Consider the following 14917-nt stretch of genomic DNA (forward strand, 5'->3'; position numbering starts at 1 on the left):
CGGCCGGTGCCCGCTCGGACAGCCCCGTGCGGTGCTCAGCGCCGTTGCTGGCACGGCACGCAGAAGCGGGCCGAGGGCAGGATCTCCAGGCGGGCGGTCGGGATGTCCTGCCCGCAGCGCTCGCAGATGCCGTACGTGCCATCGGACATCCGCTTGAGCGCCTGTGCGCTGTCCGCGACGCCCTGGCGTGCGACCTCGATCAGCCGGCGTAGCGTGTCCGGGTCGTGGCCACCGTGGTCGGGCTGCCGCGTGTGCAGCGTCAGCTCGGTGAGCTGGTCGGTGTACTCGCCGAACTGCCGGTCGAGCAGTTCGCGCAGCGTGTCGGTGCGGTCGTTCAGGGCGTGCGTCATGATGTGGCGCTCCTTTCCGGGCGGCGCTCGGTGTTGTGCGGGTGGCGCAGGGCCGAGATGGCGGCCATGCCGGCGCCGGTCAGCGCCGCGGTACGGGGTGACGCGGCGCGGTGGACCGTCGCGTCGAGCGTGGCCACCAGGCGGGCGGTCACGTCGGGCCGGGTGGCGCCGTCGCCGATGACGACCGGGCCACGGGCCAGCGCGGCGCGGACCAGGGGCCGCAGGGCGGCGTCCTGACGCAGCTCGCGTACCAGCCGGGCGGTGGTGTCGGCGAGCATGACGGCGGTCGTCGCGTGGTTCAGGTCCCGGGTGCCGACGTCGGCCCGCCGGGCGGCGACCACCCGCCCGTCCTCCAGCAGCGCCACCTCGGTGAGCTGGGCGCCGATGTCGGCGACCAGCAGCCTGCCGGCGGCGGCGCCGGCGCCGATGGCGCCCGCCCGGACGCTGTCGAGGAACAGCAGCCGGGACGGGGCCAGCACGGCGGTCAGCACCCGGCGCGTCGCCTCCTGCTCGGCCGGCACAGCGAGCACCGGACGGCAGGCCACGACCAGCGCGCCGACCGGGACCGGGGTGCGGTGGTCGCGCAGGATCCGGCGCAGCTCGGTGACGCAGGCCGGACCGTCGACGATCCGGCCGCGCCGGACGACCGGGCTGCGCAGGCCGTGCCCGACCGGGACGCTCAGCGTCCGGCCCGGACCGAGCCAGATCCGCAGCAGGCTGCTGCCGAGGTCGACGGCGATCGGCGCCGCGTCGACGGTCAGCGGCGGGCGGCTGCCGTGGGAACGGCCGATCAGCATGCCGGTACGGGCCGGCGGGCGAATGGCTGTGACAGGGTGCGGCATACCGACCTCTCTCGGATCAGGGTGCCCAACCGGGCGGCGGACGGTGCGGGGAAGGGGCGGGGCCGGGGCCGCGGGCGTCGGATCCACTCGACGACGCCGGTGGCCGAGGGCTCAGACGCGCTTCTGGTCGCCCCTCGCAGGTCGGGACGCGACGAGAACGGCGAACGCCGGTGGTGGAGCCCCCATCGACGTGCGGGTCATGCTCACCACCTCCTCGCTGCTCGGGTACCGCATCGGACCTCCAGCGTCGCCGGGAACGCCACGCGCGGCACTGCACGCCACCGGCCAACAACAAGCGCGATGATTGCCGGTCGCCGGAACCCGGATCCCCCGTCCCCCTGGCTATGGTTGACACATGGAGAACGCGAGCTCAGCTCGAACGTCTTCCGCGTCGCCCTAGCGCCGACCGGTTCCGGCGGGCGCGGCGACCGTGTCCGAAGGAGGTCCCGTGATCATCGAACGTATGACCCTTCCCGGCATCGGGGTCCGGCACACGCTGGTCACCGAGGAGGGCCGTCGCATCGGGGTGATCGACTACCAGGTGGGCGGCCGGCGCGACGTCGTCCACGACGACCCGGACGACCCGGACCGCATGGTCACGCTGACCCTCACCCGCGACGAGGCTTCGGCCCTGGCCAACCTGCTGGGCTTCCCGGAGCTGGTCGCCGTACCGGTATGACCCGGCCCTATGCCGGCAGCGGCCGGCGGGGCCAGTCCAGCCCTCGCGCCCCGAGCACGGCGGCGTGCAGCGTGAACCGGTCCCGCCCGTCGGCGGGGTCGTAGCCGCTCAACGCCCGGATCCGGGCCAGCCGGTAGGTGACGGTGCGCACCGACACGTGCAGCCGGCGGGCGGCCTCGGTGGCGACCTCGCCGCACGCGAAGTACTCGTTGAGCGTGTCCAGCAGCGGCTCGGCGCCGCCGCGCGCCTGGGCCAGCGGCGTCAGCACCGCCCGGACCAGGTCGACCATGGCGGGCTGGTCACGCAGCAGCACCCGGTAGATCAGCAGGTCGTGCGCGTCGATCACGGACGCCTCGCTGCGCAGGCGGCGTGCCGTGGTCAGCGCCTCCCGGGCCTCCTCGTACGAGCGGGCGATGCCGTAGACGCCGGGGTGCGGGCGGCCCACCGCCACCTGCCACGGCCGGCCCCGCACCAGGCGGTCCAGCTCGCCGTGCATCAACGTGCCCAGGTTCGCGGTCGGGCCGGCGTCGCGGCCCCGGTCGGCGGTCACCGGGTCCGCCGGGGCGATCACCACGAGCAGACCCTCCTTGGTCGCCACCAGCACGTCCCGGTCACCGAGCCGGTCGAAGATGACCCGCTCCAGCGCGCTGATCGCCTCCTCCGTGTCCGGCAGCCGGCGGCCGGGCGCGGCGAGCGCGACCTGGTGCACCCGGGCCAGGTCCAGGCCGAACGGCTCGGCCCGCTCCACCAGCCCGCCCAGGTCGGAGTCGCCGCGCAGCAGGTCGTCGACGAGTTCCCGGCGCAGCGACTCCTCGCGCCGGACGAGTTCCCGGCGGGCCACCGCGTACCCCTCGGCGAGCGTGGCCACCGCCGTGTCGACCACGTGCAGGACGGCGTCGGCGGCGGCGCGGACCGCCTCGCTGTCGTCGGACCGGTCCAGGTGCGGCAGCTGCCGCCAGACGCGCCGCGCCGCGGACAGGTAGAGGCGGACCGCGCGGCCGGCCGAGATCCCCTGCTCGGCCGCGCGCCGGCCCAGCGCGCCGACCGCGTCGAGTTCGGCGCGGCGCGGACGGCGGCCGGTCACCGCCGCGTCGGTCAGCAGCCGCAGGTAGTCACCGAGCAGCTCCACCGGCACGCCACCGGCGTCGGCGCCCGCCTCGCGGGCCACCGCGGCCAGCCACTGCTCGTCCTCGCCGGCCGCGACCGGACCCGGCCGGCGGACGCTGTCGGTCATCGCGATTCCTCCGTGCGGGGCCCGCGCCGGAGGCCGGCCCACCGCGCCCAGCGTAGGCCGCGGGTCCGGCGGCGGCGGGCGTGACCGGCCCGTTCGAGGGCGGGCGCGCCCGCCGTCATGACCGCGACTGCGGGCCGGGGTCGATCACCAGCGCCGGGCCGATCCGCCGCTCACCCCGGGGACCCCGGGTCAGCCGCCGCGCCGCGACCGCCGGGTCGTCGTCGGCGGCGGCCACCTGATCAGGTACGCGCACCCAGTGCTGGCGGTGCGCGTCGGCGTACGCGGCGCCGAGGACGGCGATCCGGTGGCCCTCGACCGGCGCCGGCATCGGGTCCCCGCCGGGGGCGGTGGCGCCGAGCGCCGGACCGGCCGGCCCCGCAACGAATGCGCCCCGGTCACCGGCGACGGTGATCAGATCGGGGGAGCCGCAGCGCACCGCCTCCACCGCGCCGGACCGGTCCACCCGCACGATCGTGGCGCGCAGGTGGCCCGCCGGGGCGAGATCGCGTACCGCCCGGTCGAGCACGCCGGCGAGGTCCGGCAGCGTGCGTCCCGGCCGGGCGTGGCGGCGGAAGGTCTGCTCGACGGCGCGGCGCCCGGCGGGGGTGTCCAGTGCCGCGCCGGTGATCGTGCCGATCAGGGCGAGCAGGCCGCCGCCGCGCAGCGGAACGGCGGCGCCGATCTCCCCCGGTGTGCCGCAGATCGCCAGCGCGGCGCTTCCCGGACCGGCCGGCACGGTGAACACCGCGACGTCCGGCGGCCCGGCGGCGCGCGCCACGGTCGCGGTCCGCGTCCGGCGGCGGGCCCAGGCCAGGGCCGGCACCGCGGCCAGGCTGACCGCCGAGGCGAGCAGAGCCTGCGGATCGCTGCGGTGGCCGGGGATCACCGGCACGACGACCGACAGCACGACCAGCACTCCCGCCCACGCCGACACCAGCGCCGCCACCCGGGGCCGGGCCGAGACGCCGAGCAGGCCCGGTAGGAGCACCCAGCCCAGCGGCGTGCTGACCTCGGCGACGCCCATCAGCATCGCGTTCCCGGTGGTGCCCGCCAGGGCGGCTCGGATCGGCAGCACGCCGACCACCCTATCGGGGTGTCCGCCGGACGCCGACCGGCGTACCGGGCAGACCAAATTCCACTCCTTACCCGAAGCAGAGCGGAGCTGACACGACACGTTCGCGTGATTCTCTCGACATACCGTCTTCCGGCCTGGCCAGTTAGGGTTGACGTACCGCAGGTCGATCTTGAGGAGTGTGTGTGCTGGTTCTGGTGGCGGTCCATGCGTTCGCAGCCGTGACCGCCCCCGTGCTGGTACGCCTCCTCGGTAGACGTGCGCTCTACCTGCTGGCCGCCGTCCCGGCGGCGGCGCTGGTCTGGGCGCTGACCCGGACCGAGGCGGTCCGCTCGGGCCGGCCGGTGGTCGAGACGGTCACCTGGGTGCCGCAGCTCGGGCTGGACCTCGCGCTGCGGATGGGCACGCTGTCCTGGCTGCTGGTGCTGCTCGTCGGCGGCGTCGGCGCGCTCGTGCTGGTCTACAGCGCGCGCTACTTCGACCCGGACGATCCCAGCCTCGGCCGCTTCGCCGCGGTGTTCGTCGCGTTCGCCGGCGCGATGCTCGGCCTGGTGGTCTCCGACGACCTGCTGCTGCTCTACGTGTTCTGGGAACTGACCACCGTCTTCTCGTACCTGCTGATCGGCAGCGATCCGACCAAGCGGGAGAGCCGGCGGGCCGCGATGCAGGCGCTGCTCGTGACCACGCTCGGCGGCCTGGCGATGCTCGCCGGGTTCGTGATGCTGGGCCAGCACGCCGGCTCGTACCGGTGGTCCGAGATCTCCGGGAACCTGCCCGAGGGCGGTTACCTCACCGTCGCGCTGGTGCTCGTCCTGCTGGGCGTGACCAGCAAGTCGGCGATCTTCCCGTTCAGCTTCTGGCTGCCGCGCGCGATGGCCGCGCCCACGCCGGTCAGCGCCTACCTGCACGCCGCCGCCATGGTCAAAGCGGGTGTGTTCCTGGCCGCGCTGATGGGCCCGGCGGTCGGCCAGGCCACCGTGTGGCGCGCGGTGCTGCTCGGCGGCGGCCTGATCACGTTGTTCCTCGGCGGGTGGACGGCGCTGCGGCAGGTCGACCTCAAGCTGCTGCTGGCGTACGGCACCGTGAGCCAGCTCGGCCTGCTCATGGTGATCCTCGGCGCGGGCACCCGCGACACCGCGCTGGCCGGCGCCGCGATGCTGCTGGCGCACGCCCTGTTCAAAGCCACCCTCTTCCTCGTCGTCGGCGTCGTCGACCACGTCACCGGCACCCGTGACCTGCGCGAACTGAGCGGCCTGGGCCGCCGGGCACCGGTGCTGGCGGCCGTCGCCGGCCTCGCCGCCGCCTCCATGGCGGGCCTGCCGCCGCTGTTCGGCTTCGTGGCCAAGGAGGCCGCGCTGGAGGCGTTCCTGCACGGCGGGACCGTCGAGCTGCTGGTGCTCGCCGGGGTGGTCGTCGGCTCGGCGCTGACCGTGGCGTACACGCTGCGCTTCCTCTGGGGCGCGTTCGCCGCCAAGCCCGGCGTGGCGGAGACCCGGCCGCACCGGATCGAGCCCGCCTTCATCGGCCCGGCGGCGGTGCTCGCCCTGGCCGGCCTCGCGGTCGGCATCGGCGCCCCGGCGGTGGACCGGGTGCTCGCCCCGTACGCCGACCAGTTCCCGACCGCCGACCCCGGCTACCACCTGGCGCTCTGGCACGGGCTGACGCCCGCCCTCGGCCTGTCGGCGCTCGCCGTCACCGGCGGCGTCGCGCTGTTCCTGCTGCTGCACCGCCGCCGTCCGTACCTGGCCCGGCTGCCCTTCGACGGCGCCACCGGCTACGACCGGCTGGCGAGCGCCGTCGACCGCGCGGCGGTGGAGCTGACCGGCGCCACCCAGCGCGGCTCCCTGCCGTTCTACCTCGGCGTGATCCTGCTGGTGCTGGTGATCATGCCGGGCGGCGCGCTGCTGGCCGGCGTGCCCTGGGTGCAGAAGTTCCAGCTGTGGGACACGCCGTTGCAGGCCGTCGCGGGCGCAGTGGTCGTCGTCGCCGCGCTGGTGGCCGCCCGCGCTCGCCGCCGGCTCACCGCGATGATCCTGGTCGGGGTGACCGGCTACGGCACGGCGCTGCTGTTCATCCTGCACGGCGCGCCGGACCTGGCGCTCACCCAGTTCCTGGTGGAGACCGTCACGATCGTGATGTTCGTGCTGGTGCTGCGCCGCCTGCCGCGCCGGTTCTCGGCCCGCCCGATCCGCGCCACCCGGCGGTTCCGCGTCGCGCTCGGCGTGGCCGTCGGCCTGGTCACCGCCGGCATGGCGTACGTCGCGGCGGGCAGCCGGACGGCCACGCCGATCTCGGCCGACTTCCCGGACGAGGCGGTGTCCTACGGCGGCGGCAAGAACGTGGTGAACGTGACGCTCGTCGACATCCGCGCCTGGGACACGATGGGCGAGATCGCGGTGCTGGTGGTGGCCGCCACCGGCGTGGCCAGCCTGATCTTCCGCGGCACCCGCGCGCTGGACCTGCGCAGCGGCATCCCCGGCGCCGGCCGGCAGCAGTCGTCGCGTCCGCGCTGGCTCACCACCGGCGCGACCTCCCGGCAGCAGTCGGTGATCCTCCAGGTCGTCACCCGGCTGCTCTTCCACGCCATCCTGCTGTTCGCCATCTACCTGCTCTTCTCCGGCCACAACGCACCGGGTGGCGGGTTCGCCGCCGGGCTGGTCGCCGGCCTCGGTCTCGCGGTGCGATACCTGGCGGGCGGGCGTACCGAACTCAACGGCGCCGCGCCGGTGGACGCCGGGTTCGTGCTCGGCGCGGGACTGTTCGTCGCGGTCGGCACCGGCGTCGCCGCGATGCTGCTGGGCGGCGAGTTCCTGCAGAGCGCGACGCTCGACTTCCACCTGCCGCTGCTGGGCCACGTCCACTTCGTCACGTCCGTGTTCTTCGACGTCGGCGTCTTCCTCATCGTGGTCGGCCTGGTGCTGGACATCCTGCGCAGCCTGGGCGCCGAGATGGACCGCCAGGAGGAGGACGACGAGCAGGAGAACGAACCGGCCGGCGTACGGGAAGAGGAGCTGGTGTGAGCCCGAACATCCCCAACCTGGTCTACATCCTGGTGATCGGCGTCCTGTTCGCCACCGGGGTCACGCTGCTGCTGGAACGCAGCCTCACCCGCGTCCTCATGGGGGTCATCCTGCTCGGCAACGGCGCGAACCTGCTGCTGCTCACCGGCGGCCGGGCGGGCGGCCCGCCGATCGTCGGCACCTCCGCCGAGGAGGACATGTCCGACCCGCTGCCCCAGGCGATGGTGCTGACCGCGATCGTCATCACGCTCGGCATGACCGCCTTCCTGCTCGCCCTGGCCTACCGCAGCTGGCACCTCAACGGCCACGACGAGGTGCAGGACGACGTCGAGGACCGCCGCATCATGGAGCTGGCCGACCGGGACGAGGGCCCCGGCACCGCGGACGCCGACATCGCCGACGGCAGTCCCGAGGCGCGGGTCCTGGCCGCCGCCGAGGCGGAGGGGGGCCGATGACCTGGCTCGTCCCGCTGCCGGTGGTGATGCCGCTGCTCGGCGCGGCCCTCACCCTGCTGCTCGCCCGCCGGGCCCGCATCCAGCGGTGGGTCAGCATCGTGGTGCTCGCCGCCACCGTCGCGGTCGCGGCGCTGCTGCTGGTCCGCTCGTCGCTGGACGGCCCGCTCGTGGTGGAGGTGGGCGGCTGGGCCGCGCCGATGGGCATCGTGCTCGTCGCCGACCAGCTCGCCGCGCTGATGCTCGTGGTCTCCGCCTCGGTGACGTTGTGCGTGCTCGTCTACTCCATCGGGCAGGGCATGGCCGACGGCAACGAGGAGACGCCGCTGTCGGTCTACCACCCGACCTACCTCGTGCTGACCGCCGGCGTGTGCAACGCGTTCCTCTCCGGCGACCTGTTCAACCTCTACGTCGGCTTCGAGATCCTGCTGGTGGCCAGCTACGTGCTGCTGACGCTGGGCAGCACGGAGACGCGGATCCGGGCCGGCACCACGTACGTCGTGGTCAGCCTGCTGTCGTCGCTGATCTTCCTGGTGGCGATCGGCCTGGTCTACTCCGCCACCGGCACGCTGAACCTGGCCCAGCTCGCCGACCGCCTGGACGCGCTCCCCGACGACCTGCGCCTGGTCCTGCAGGGCATGCTGTTGCTCGCGTTCGGGATCAAGGCGGCGGTGTTCCCGCTGTCGGCGTGGCTGCCGGACAGCTACCCGACCGCGCCCGCTCCGGTCACCGCGGTCTTCGCCGGTCTGCTCACCAAGGTCGGCGTGTACGCGATCATCCGTACCGAGACGCTGCTGTTCCCCGGCGGCCGCACCGCCGACCTGCTCATGGTGATAGCGGCGTTGACCATGGTGGTCGGCATCCTGGGCGCGGTGGCCCAGTCCGACATCAAACGGCTGCTGTCGTTCACGCTGGTCAGCCACATCGGCTACATGCTGTTCGGGGTCGGCCTGACCACCCCGCTCGGCCTGTCCGCGGCGATCTTCTACGTGGTGCACCACATCACCATCCAGACCACGCTGTTCCTCGCCGCCGGCCTGGTCGAACGGCGCGGGGGCAGCACCGCGCTGGACCGCCTCGGCGGGCTGGCCCGGTTGTCGCCGATGCTGGCGCTGCTGTTCTTCGTGCCCGCCCTCAACCTGGCCGGCATCCCACCGTTCTCCGGGTTCCTCGGCAAGCTCGGTCTCGTGCAGGCCGGCGTGGACGACGGCGGGGTCCTGGCCTGGGCGCTCGTCGCCGGTGGGCTGTTGACCAGCCTGCTCACCCTCTACGCCATCGCCCGGGTGTGGAACCTGGCGTTCTGGCGGGCCCCGCACCCGGACATGCCGGGGCCCGACGACGCCGACCGGGCGGCCCGGACCGAGGGCGCCGAGCAGCCACACGAGGGCGGCTCCCCGGCCGGCGCCGTGCTGCCCCGGTTGATGACCGTGTCGACCGCCGCCCTGGTGGTGCTCGGTCTGGCGCTGACCGTGGTGGCCGGGCCGCTGTTCGACATCAGCACCGACGCCGCCGACGACCTGTTGCGCCGTGCCCCGTACGTGGAGGCCGTGTTCCCGGAGGGACCGCCGTGATCCGTCAGCCGAAAGCGCCGCTGACCGCCCGTGACCGCTGGCGCAACCGGGCGATCGCCGTGACCGGTCTGGTCACCGTCTGGGTGCTGCTGTGGGGCACCTTCAGCTGGGCGAACGTGATAAGCGGACTGGTCGTCGCCGCAGTGCTGCTCGTGGTGTTCCCGCTGCCACCGGTGACGTTCGCCGGCCGGATCCGGCCGGTGCCGCTGCTGAGGTTCCTGGCGCGCTTCCTGCGCGACCTGGTCGTGGCGTCCGCGCAGATCGCGTGGCTGGCCGTCCGGTCCAACCACCCCCAGTCGGCGATCATCGGGGTGCCGCTGCGGGTGAACACCGACCTCAACCTGACCCTCAACGCTGAAGCCCTGTCGCTGGTGCCGGGCAGCCTGATCGTGGAGGCCGACCGGAGCACGGGCACGCTCTACGTGCACGTCATCGGCATCCGCAGCCGCGACGAGGTGGAGCGCTTCCGCCAGAGCGTGCTGGAACTGGAGCAGCGCATCGTGGCGGCCGTCGGCTCGCCCGAGGAGCTGGAGCTGGTCCGTCGATCCGCACCCACCGCCCCCCTCGGGTCGGTCGACCTGGAAGGAGCGCCGACGTGACAGTCGTCGCCGTGATCGTCACCCTGTTGCTCGTCGCGGCCGGTGGGCTCACCCTGGTCCGCATCATCCGCGGCCCGTCGATCCTCGACCGGGCCGTCGCCACCGACGTGCTGCTCGCCGTCGCGGTCGCGGCCATCGCGACCGAGGCGGCCTACAGCCGGGACGCCACCGCGCTGCCGGTGCTCGTGGTCCTGGCCCTGGTCGGTTTCGTCGGCTCGGTGAGCGTCGCCCGCTTCGCCGCGCGGAGGAACCCGAAATGAGCCTCGACACGGTCCTGGACACCGTCGCCGGTGTCTGCCTGATCGCGGGCGCGCTGCTCTGCCTCGCCGCCGGCATCGCGCTGGTCCGCTTCCCGGACGTGCTGTCGCGGATGCACGCCGCGGCCAAGCCGCAGGTGCTCGGACTGCTGCTGGTGCTGCTCGGCTGCGCGCTGCGGCTGCGTACCGGGGTGGACATCACCACGCTGGTGCTGGTCGGCCTGTTCCAGCTCGCCACCGCCCCGGTCGCCGCGCACATGGTCGGGCGGGCCGCGTACCCGCACGACGACATCCGGCGGGACCTGCTGATCACCGACGAGCTGGCCGACCACATCGAACGCATCCGCGCCGACCGGGCCGGTGAGCCGCAGGACACGTCGCCGGCCCGTACGTCCTGACGATCGCGAGCGCCGGAACAGGGGAGCCCATGAGCGGCACGGTCTACGAGAACGCCCGCATCCACACCCTCGACCCGGCCCGCCCGTACGCCGAGGCGATGCTGGTCCGCGGCGAGCGGATCGTCGCCGTCGGCGACCTCGCGGAGTGCCGGGACCGGGCCGGCGGGGCGGCGCGGCGGGTCGACCTCGGCGGGATGGCCGTGCTGCCCGGCCTGATCGACAGCCACATCCACGCGGCGTCCTACGTGCGCGGGCTGGACCAGGTGGACCTGCGGGGCACGGCGAGCCTCGACGAGGCGCTGACCCGGATCGCGGGACACGGCGCCACGCTGCCGCCGGACGCCTGGCTGCTCGGCGGCGGGTGGGACAGCAACAGATGGACCCGGCCGGTGCAGCCGGACCGTACCGACCTGGACCGGGTCTGCCCGGACCGCCCGGCGGCGCTGCCCAGCATCGACGGCCACACCATCTGGGTGAACAGCACGGCCCTGGCCCGGCTCGGCATCGACGCCGCCGTCCCCGACCCGCCGGGCGGGCAGATCGCGCGCGACGAGCACGGCGAGCCGACCGGCATCCTGCGCGAGGCGGCGGCGGACGCGGCGTACGCGGTGGTGCGCTCCCCGCACGCCGGTGACCTGGTCACGCAGTTGCGGACCTACCTGCCCCGGCTGCTCGCCGCCGGGCTGACCAGCATCCACGACCTGGACGGGCAGGACGCCCGCGCCGCCTACGAGACGCTGTACGCGCGGGGTGAGCTGCCGCTGCGGGTGCACAAGACGATCCCGGCCACGGCGCTGGACGAGGCGATCGAGCGCGGCTGGGCCACCGGGGACGGGGACCGGTGGCTGAGCACCGGCCCGGTGAAGATCTTCACCGACGGCGCGCTCGGCTCGCACACCTGCCTGATGACCGAGCCGTACGACGGCGAGCCCGGCAACCACGGCATCGCGGTCACCCCGGCCGAGGAGTTCGCGCGCCTGGTGGCGACCGCCGCCGGGGCCGGGATCGCGGTGGCGGCGCACGCGATCGGCGACGCGGCGAACCGGATGGTGCTGCGGGCGTACGCGCGCTGGCGCGAGTCGGCGGAACCCGCGGTGGCCCGGCTGCGGCACCGGATCGAGCACACCCAGCACCTGCTGCCCGAGGACGTGCCGCTGCTCGCCCGTCACCGGGTGATCGCCTCGATGCAGCCCACCCACTGCACCAGCGACATCCCGCTCACCACCCGGATGCTCGCCGGCCGGGGCCTGGCCTCGTACGCCTGGCGCAGCCTGCTCGACGCCGGCGCCACTGTGGCGTTCGGGTCGGACGCCCCGGTGGAGGACCCCGACCCGTTCTTCGGCATCCACGCGGCGGTGACCCGGCAGCAGCCCGACGGCACCCCGCCCGGCGGCGTCGACCCGCACGAGCGGCTCGACCTGGACGCCGCGCTGCGCTGCTTCACCGGGGCCGGCGCGTACGCCTCCTACGAGGAGCACCTGAAGGGCCGGCTGCGTCCGGGCATGCTCGCCGACTTCATCGTGCTGCCCACCGACCCGTACCGGGTGGAGGCGGAGCGGCTGCGGGACCTCACAGTGGTGCTGACAGTGGTCGGCGGCGTGGTCCGCTGGCAGCGCTGACCGGGTCCCGCCCGGACGCCGCTGTCCGGGCGGGACCCGGCGCTCAGGCGCCCTTGACCCAGTCGAGGCTGAACCGGGCGAAGTAGATGCCGCCGGTGTCGCCCACCTGACGTCCGATGTCTGCACGTCAGGCGGATCCGTCCCGGCCCGTCAAGGATCGGTTCCGGTCGACGTCCCGGTGCGGCTCGGGGCGTCAGTGGTCGCGCCCGGGCGCCTCGCCGAGCAGTGCCTCGCCCATCGCGGTGAGCCGGTGCAGCACCAGGTTGCCGTGCCGCTGGCTGACGATCAGGCCGGCCTCGCGCAGGATGGTGGTGTGATGGCTGGTGGTGGCCGGCGAGATGCGGGCACGCCGGGCCAGCTCGCCGGTGGTGGCGCCGCCGGCGGCGGCGCGCAGGACCGCCACCCGGGTGTGGCCGAGCAGCGGGCCGAGCCGGCGTTGCGGGCCGGTTGGCGGCGTCGGTTCCGCTCGTTGCCGGCATGCCGGATAGACAAGCGTCGGCGGCAGCTCCGGATCGGCCAGCGTGATCGGCGCGTGCCAGCAGAAGTACGACGGGATCAGCGTGATCCCCCGGCCGTCGAGACGCATGTCCCGGTCCTCCGGGTAGCCGTGCACGGACAGCACGGGCGGGTCCCAGGAGGTCTCTGGGCTCAGGTCGTCGAGGATCCGGCCGGCGCCGTCGTCGAGGATCCAGGCCCCGCGCAGGGCCCGGTCGCCGGAGACGGCGGAGGTGATCTGCGCCCAGTGCGGAGCGAGAGCGACCCGGAAGTAGGCGCGCAGCGCGTCACCGAGGCCGTGCCGGGCGGCGGGCCGGCCGGCGGCCAGGTCGACCAGCCAGGGGCTGTCGACGGGTGTCACCATCCGCCCCAGTTCGGTGCGGATCCGCCGGGTCGGGGTGTCGAGCACCCGGTCGATTGCCTCGTCGGGGTCGGTGACCGGGCCGGGGGTGAGGAAGTCCGGGAAGTACCGCTTGAGCGGCGCGATCGGTAGCAACCGCTCCCGGACGACCGGGACGAGGCCGGTTCGTTCCAGGTCGGGGCGCACCTGCCGGTGCCAGTGGGCGTAACCCGCGTAACCGGCCCGGGTCTGGAGGCGGTGCAGGCTGCAGATGATCTCCCACAGTGGATCCGGCCGGGCCGCCAGCCGGGTGCGGCTGAGGTCCCCGGCCGTGAAGTGGATGCGTAGCGTCCCCATGACGCACAGTGTTCCCGCGCCCGCCACCGCGCTCAGTCTTGTCCCTGACATTGACATAAGTCACTGAATGACGGCGGTGGGGCGGCAGCCGTGCGGCTGCCGCCCCCGGGTGTCTCAGCCCGCGCTGCAGGTCGACCGCCACCGGTGGGACGCGATGTTGTCGTTGGCGTTCGCCATGTAGCCGTCGCGGTTGGAGCCCCAGGTGAACCAGACCCCGGTGAGGTTGTCCCACGCGTCGCCGGCACCGAGACAGGCGTACGCGCCGGTGTAGTCGGTGTGGATGTAGAGGGCGACCGGCCGGCCGCTGTTCGAGTCGTTCCACGCCGACGACGCCAGGTTGCGCATGCTGGCCCGGTTGTTGTTGTCGCAGTTGGCGTTCTCCGCCGTGTTGATGGTGTCCCAGTTGTTGTCGGCGTTGTACCACCAGCACCACCGGCCCGCCCAGCCGGCGTCCTGGCTGACGTACAGGTACCCGCTGCCCGCGGCGGCGCGCTGCGCCGTGTCCGCGTGCGGGGTCGGCCGGGGCGCGGCCTGGGCGGCGGTGGCGGTGAAGGCCAGCGCGACTGCCGCCGCGACCACTGTGGCCAGCACGGACCGTACTGCTCTCATGGTGTTTCCCTCCGGTTGGGTCCTTCCGTGGCGGGCCGCCACGGACGTCGTGGGGTGGGTCAGCCGGCGGCCAGCACGGCACGGGCCAGCGGCAGCGCGGCGGCCTCCAGACGGAGCCGTTCGGCGACCTCGGTGTGGAACCGCCCGTCGATGGCCCGCCGGTGCTCGGCGTCGAGTCGCCGGGCGAGCCGGCCGAGCCCGGTGCGCGTGGCGCAGGTGGCCTCCGCCACCGCCAGCCTGATCTCGCCGGGCGTGACGGAGCCGGATGTGCCGGAGCCGGACGTCGGCTCCGGCGCCGACGCGCGGGCCGATGCCGGGTCGGCGACGTCGTGTCCGGCGGCGCGCATGCACCGCCGCCACGCCCGCACGCCGTCGGCGTAGCGGGGGTCGGCCAGCACCCGGCCGACGCGCAGTCCCGCGAGGTTGTCAGTGATCCTGGTGACGCGATACCAGCCGGGCAGGTCGCGATAGAGCTGCCGCTCCGCCTCGGACGTGCAGCTGTGACTGCTGCGGCGTACCACCCCGCCGGCCGGCAGCGTCGCGCGCAGGGCGTCGGGCTCGCCGGGGTCACCGTTGACCGCGCGCACGGCGGCGGCGCCGCGTTCCGGGGGCAGGTCCCGGACGTACCGCGCGTTCGGGTCGGCCGCCATCGCCTCTTGGAGGCGGCGTTCCAGGGCGCCGCCGTATCCGTGCCGGCGCGCGTAGGGCACGTCGTCCAGGACGTACGGGAACTCGCGCAGCTCCGGCACCGGCTGCCGGGGGACCGGCCAGTAGCGGAACCCGCGCCGCTGCATGCAGTCGCGGATCAGCACCTGCGTGGCGGCGTACAGCACTTCGGCGGCCGTGGCGGTGGCGGGCGGGACCGGCTCGGCGGCGGCACTCGCCGCGGGCGCGCGGTGACGCTGGGACGGCGGCGCGATGTCCGGCCGCGCGCTCAGTGCCCCGGCCGCCGCCGCCGCGAGGGCGGCGGGGACCGCGACGGCGTACCACCATGCCCGCGCTCGGCGCGACACCACCGCCATG

The 14917-nt window shown here is 74.4% G+C and carries 15 protein-coding genes; 8 read left to right on the plus strand and 7 right to left on the minus strand.

What is annotated here, in order from left to right:
* Nucleotides 1-35: 35 nt before the first annotated feature.
* Entirely contained in the window at nt 36-350 is a 315-nt protein-coding gene (locus tag ACFYO8_RS26640) for a TraR/DksA family transcriptional regulator (protein WP_354873014.1), read from the minus strand.
* A complete protein-coding gene (locus ACFYO8_RS26645; RefSeq protein WP_354873016.1) occupies nt 347-1192 on the minus strand; it encodes a cell shape-determining protein MreB in 846 nt (281 codons plus the stop codon). Before ACFYO8_RS26645 ends, ACFYO8_RS26640 begins: the two co-directional genes overlap by 4 nt.
* 448 nt (nt 1193-1640) lie before the next feature.
* Between ACFYO8_RS26645 and ACFYO8_RS26650 the strand changes: the two genes are divergently transcribed.
* Nucleotides 1641-1871 carry a potassium transporter TrkA gene (locus tag ACFYO8_RS26650; RefSeq protein ID WP_354873019.1) on the plus strand — a complete coding sequence of 77 codons (231 nt, stop codon included), beginning with the start codon at nt 1641-1643 and terminating at the stop codon, nt 1869-1871.
* Between the two features lie 7 nt (nt 1872-1878).
* On the opposite strand, the gene ACFYO8_RS26655 is transcribed toward ACFYO8_RS26650, so the two are convergent.
* Both ACFYO8_RS26655 and ACFYO8_RS26660 read right to left on the minus strand, forming a co-directional pair.
* Nucleotides 1879-3105, minus strand: coding sequence for a helix-turn-helix domain-containing protein (locus tag ACFYO8_RS26655; RefSeq protein ID WP_354873022.1), 1227 nt, complete (start codon nt 3103-3105; stop codon nt 1879-1881).
* A 115-nt stretch (nt 3106-3220) separates the two neighbouring features.
* Complete coding sequence (locus tag ACFYO8_RS26660) at nt 3221-4180, minus strand: hypothetical protein (RefSeq protein ID WP_354873025.1); 960 nt, start codon at nt 4178-4180, stop codon at nt 3221-3223.
* Nucleotides 4181-4362: 182 nt separating this feature from the next.
* On the opposite strand from ACFYO8_RS26660, the gene ACFYO8_RS26665 reads away from it, so the two are divergent.
* Genes ACFYO8_RS26665 through ACFYO8_RS26695 form a run of 7 tightly spaced genes read left to right on the plus strand, consistent with a single transcriptional unit; the run spans nt 4363 to nt 12093 of the window.
* A complete protein-coding gene (locus tag ACFYO8_RS26665) occupies nt 4363-7197 on the plus strand; it encodes a Na+/H+ antiporter subunit A (RefSeq protein ID WP_387189184.1) in 2835 nt (944 codons plus the stop codon).
* A complete protein-coding gene (locus ACFYO8_RS26670; protein ID WP_354873030.1) occupies nt 7194-7652 on the plus strand; it encodes a Na(+)/H(+) antiporter subunit C in 459 nt (152 codons plus the stop codon). The genes ACFYO8_RS26665 and ACFYO8_RS26670 overlap by 4 nt, the downstream gene beginning before the upstream one ends.
* Nucleotides 7649-9220 (plus strand): Na+/H+ antiporter subunit D, encoded by a 1572-nt coding sequence (locus ACFYO8_RS26675; RefSeq protein ID WP_354873033.1) that lies wholly within the window; start codon nt 7649-7651, stop codon nt 9218-9220. The genes ACFYO8_RS26670 and ACFYO8_RS26675 overlap by 4 nt, the downstream gene beginning before the upstream one ends.
* The gene (locus ACFYO8_RS26680) at nt 9217-9819 is read left to right on the plus strand and encodes a Na+/H+ antiporter subunit E (protein WP_354873036.1); all 603 of its coding nucleotides are present in this window, start codon (nt 9217-9219) and stop codon (nt 9817-9819) included. Before ACFYO8_RS26675 ends, ACFYO8_RS26680 begins: the two co-directional genes overlap by 4 nt.
* Nucleotides 9816-10079, plus strand: coding sequence for a monovalent cation/H+ antiporter complex subunit F (locus ACFYO8_RS26685; protein ID WP_354873039.1), 264 nt, complete (start codon nt 9816-9818; stop codon nt 10077-10079). The genes ACFYO8_RS26680 and ACFYO8_RS26685 overlap by 4 nt, the downstream gene beginning before the upstream one ends.
* Entirely contained in the window at nt 10076-10474 is a 399-nt protein-coding gene (gene mnhG / locus ACFYO8_RS26690) for a monovalent cation/H(+) antiporter subunit G (RefSeq protein WP_354873042.1), read from the plus strand. The genes ACFYO8_RS26685 and mnhG overlap by 4 nt, the downstream gene beginning before the upstream one ends.
* A gap of 29 nt (nt 10475-10503) precedes the next feature.
* Entirely contained in the window at nt 10504-12093 is a 1590-nt protein-coding gene (locus ACFYO8_RS26695) for an amidohydrolase (RefSeq protein ID WP_354873045.1), read from the plus strand.
* Between the two features lie 193 nt (nt 12094-12286).
* On the opposite strand, the gene ACFYO8_RS26700 is transcribed toward ACFYO8_RS26695, so the two are convergent.
* From ACFYO8_RS26700 to ACFYO8_RS26710, 3 genes are all read right to left on the minus strand, one after another.
* Entirely contained in the window at nt 12287-13285 is a 999-nt protein-coding gene (locus ACFYO8_RS26700) for a winged helix-turn-helix domain-containing protein (protein ID WP_354873048.1), read from the minus strand.
* 114 nt (nt 13286-13399) lie between these two features.
* Nucleotides 13400-13894: a hypothetical protein gene (locus ACFYO8_RS26705; RefSeq protein ID WP_354873051.1), complete on the minus strand. Its 495-nt coding sequence runs from the start codon at nt 13892-13894 to the stop codon at nt 13400-13402.
* A gap of 59 nt (nt 13895-13953) precedes the next feature.
* The gene (locus tag ACFYO8_RS26710) at nt 13954-14916 is read right to left on the minus strand and encodes a hypothetical protein (RefSeq protein WP_354873053.1); all 963 of its coding nucleotides are present in this window, start codon (nt 14914-14916) and stop codon (nt 13954-13956) included.
* Nucleotide 14917 lies beyond the last annotated feature (1 nt).

It is taken from the genome of Micromonospora sp. NPDC005257, from assembly GCF_042872445.1.
GTDB lineage: Bacteria > Actinomycetota > Actinomycetes > Mycobacteriales > Micromonosporaceae > Micromonospora.

Coding starts and splice junctions, on each gene's coding strand:
- ACFYO8_RS26705 (WP_354873051.1), bottom strand. CDS start 13,894: ATGAGAGCAGTACGGTCCGTGCTGGCCACAGTGGTCGCGGCGGCAGTC.
- ACFYO8_RS26655 (WP_354873022.1), bottom strand. CDS start 3,105: ATGACCGACAGCGTCCGCCGGCCGGGTCCGGTCGCGGCCGGCGAGGAC.
- ACFYO8_RS26645 (WP_354873016.1), bottom strand. CDS start 1,192: ATGCCGCACCCTGTCACAGCCATTCGCCCGCCGGCCCGTACCGGCATG.
- ACFYO8_RS26710 (WP_354873053.1), bottom strand. CDS start 14,916: ATGGCGGTGGTGTCGCGCCGAGCGCGGGCATGGTGGTACGCCGTCGCG.
- ACFYO8_RS26700 (WP_354873048.1), bottom strand. CDS start 13,285: ATGGGGACGCTACGCATCCACTTCACGGCCGGGGACCTCAGCCGCACC.
- mnhG (WP_354873042.1), top strand. CDS start 10,076: ATGAGCCTCGACACGGTCCTGGACACCGTCGCCGGTGTCTGCCTGATC.
- ACFYO8_RS26695 (WP_354873045.1), top strand. CDS start 10,504: ATGAGCGGCACGGTCTACGAGAACGCCCGCATCCACACCCTCGACCCG.
- ACFYO8_RS26640 (WP_354873014.1), bottom strand. CDS start 350: ATGACGCACGCCCTGAACGACCGCACCGACACGCTGCGCGAACTGCTC.
- ACFYO8_RS26675 (WP_354873033.1), top strand. CDS start 7,649: ATGACCTGGCTCGTCCCGCTGCCGGTGGTGATGCCGCTGCTCGGCGCG.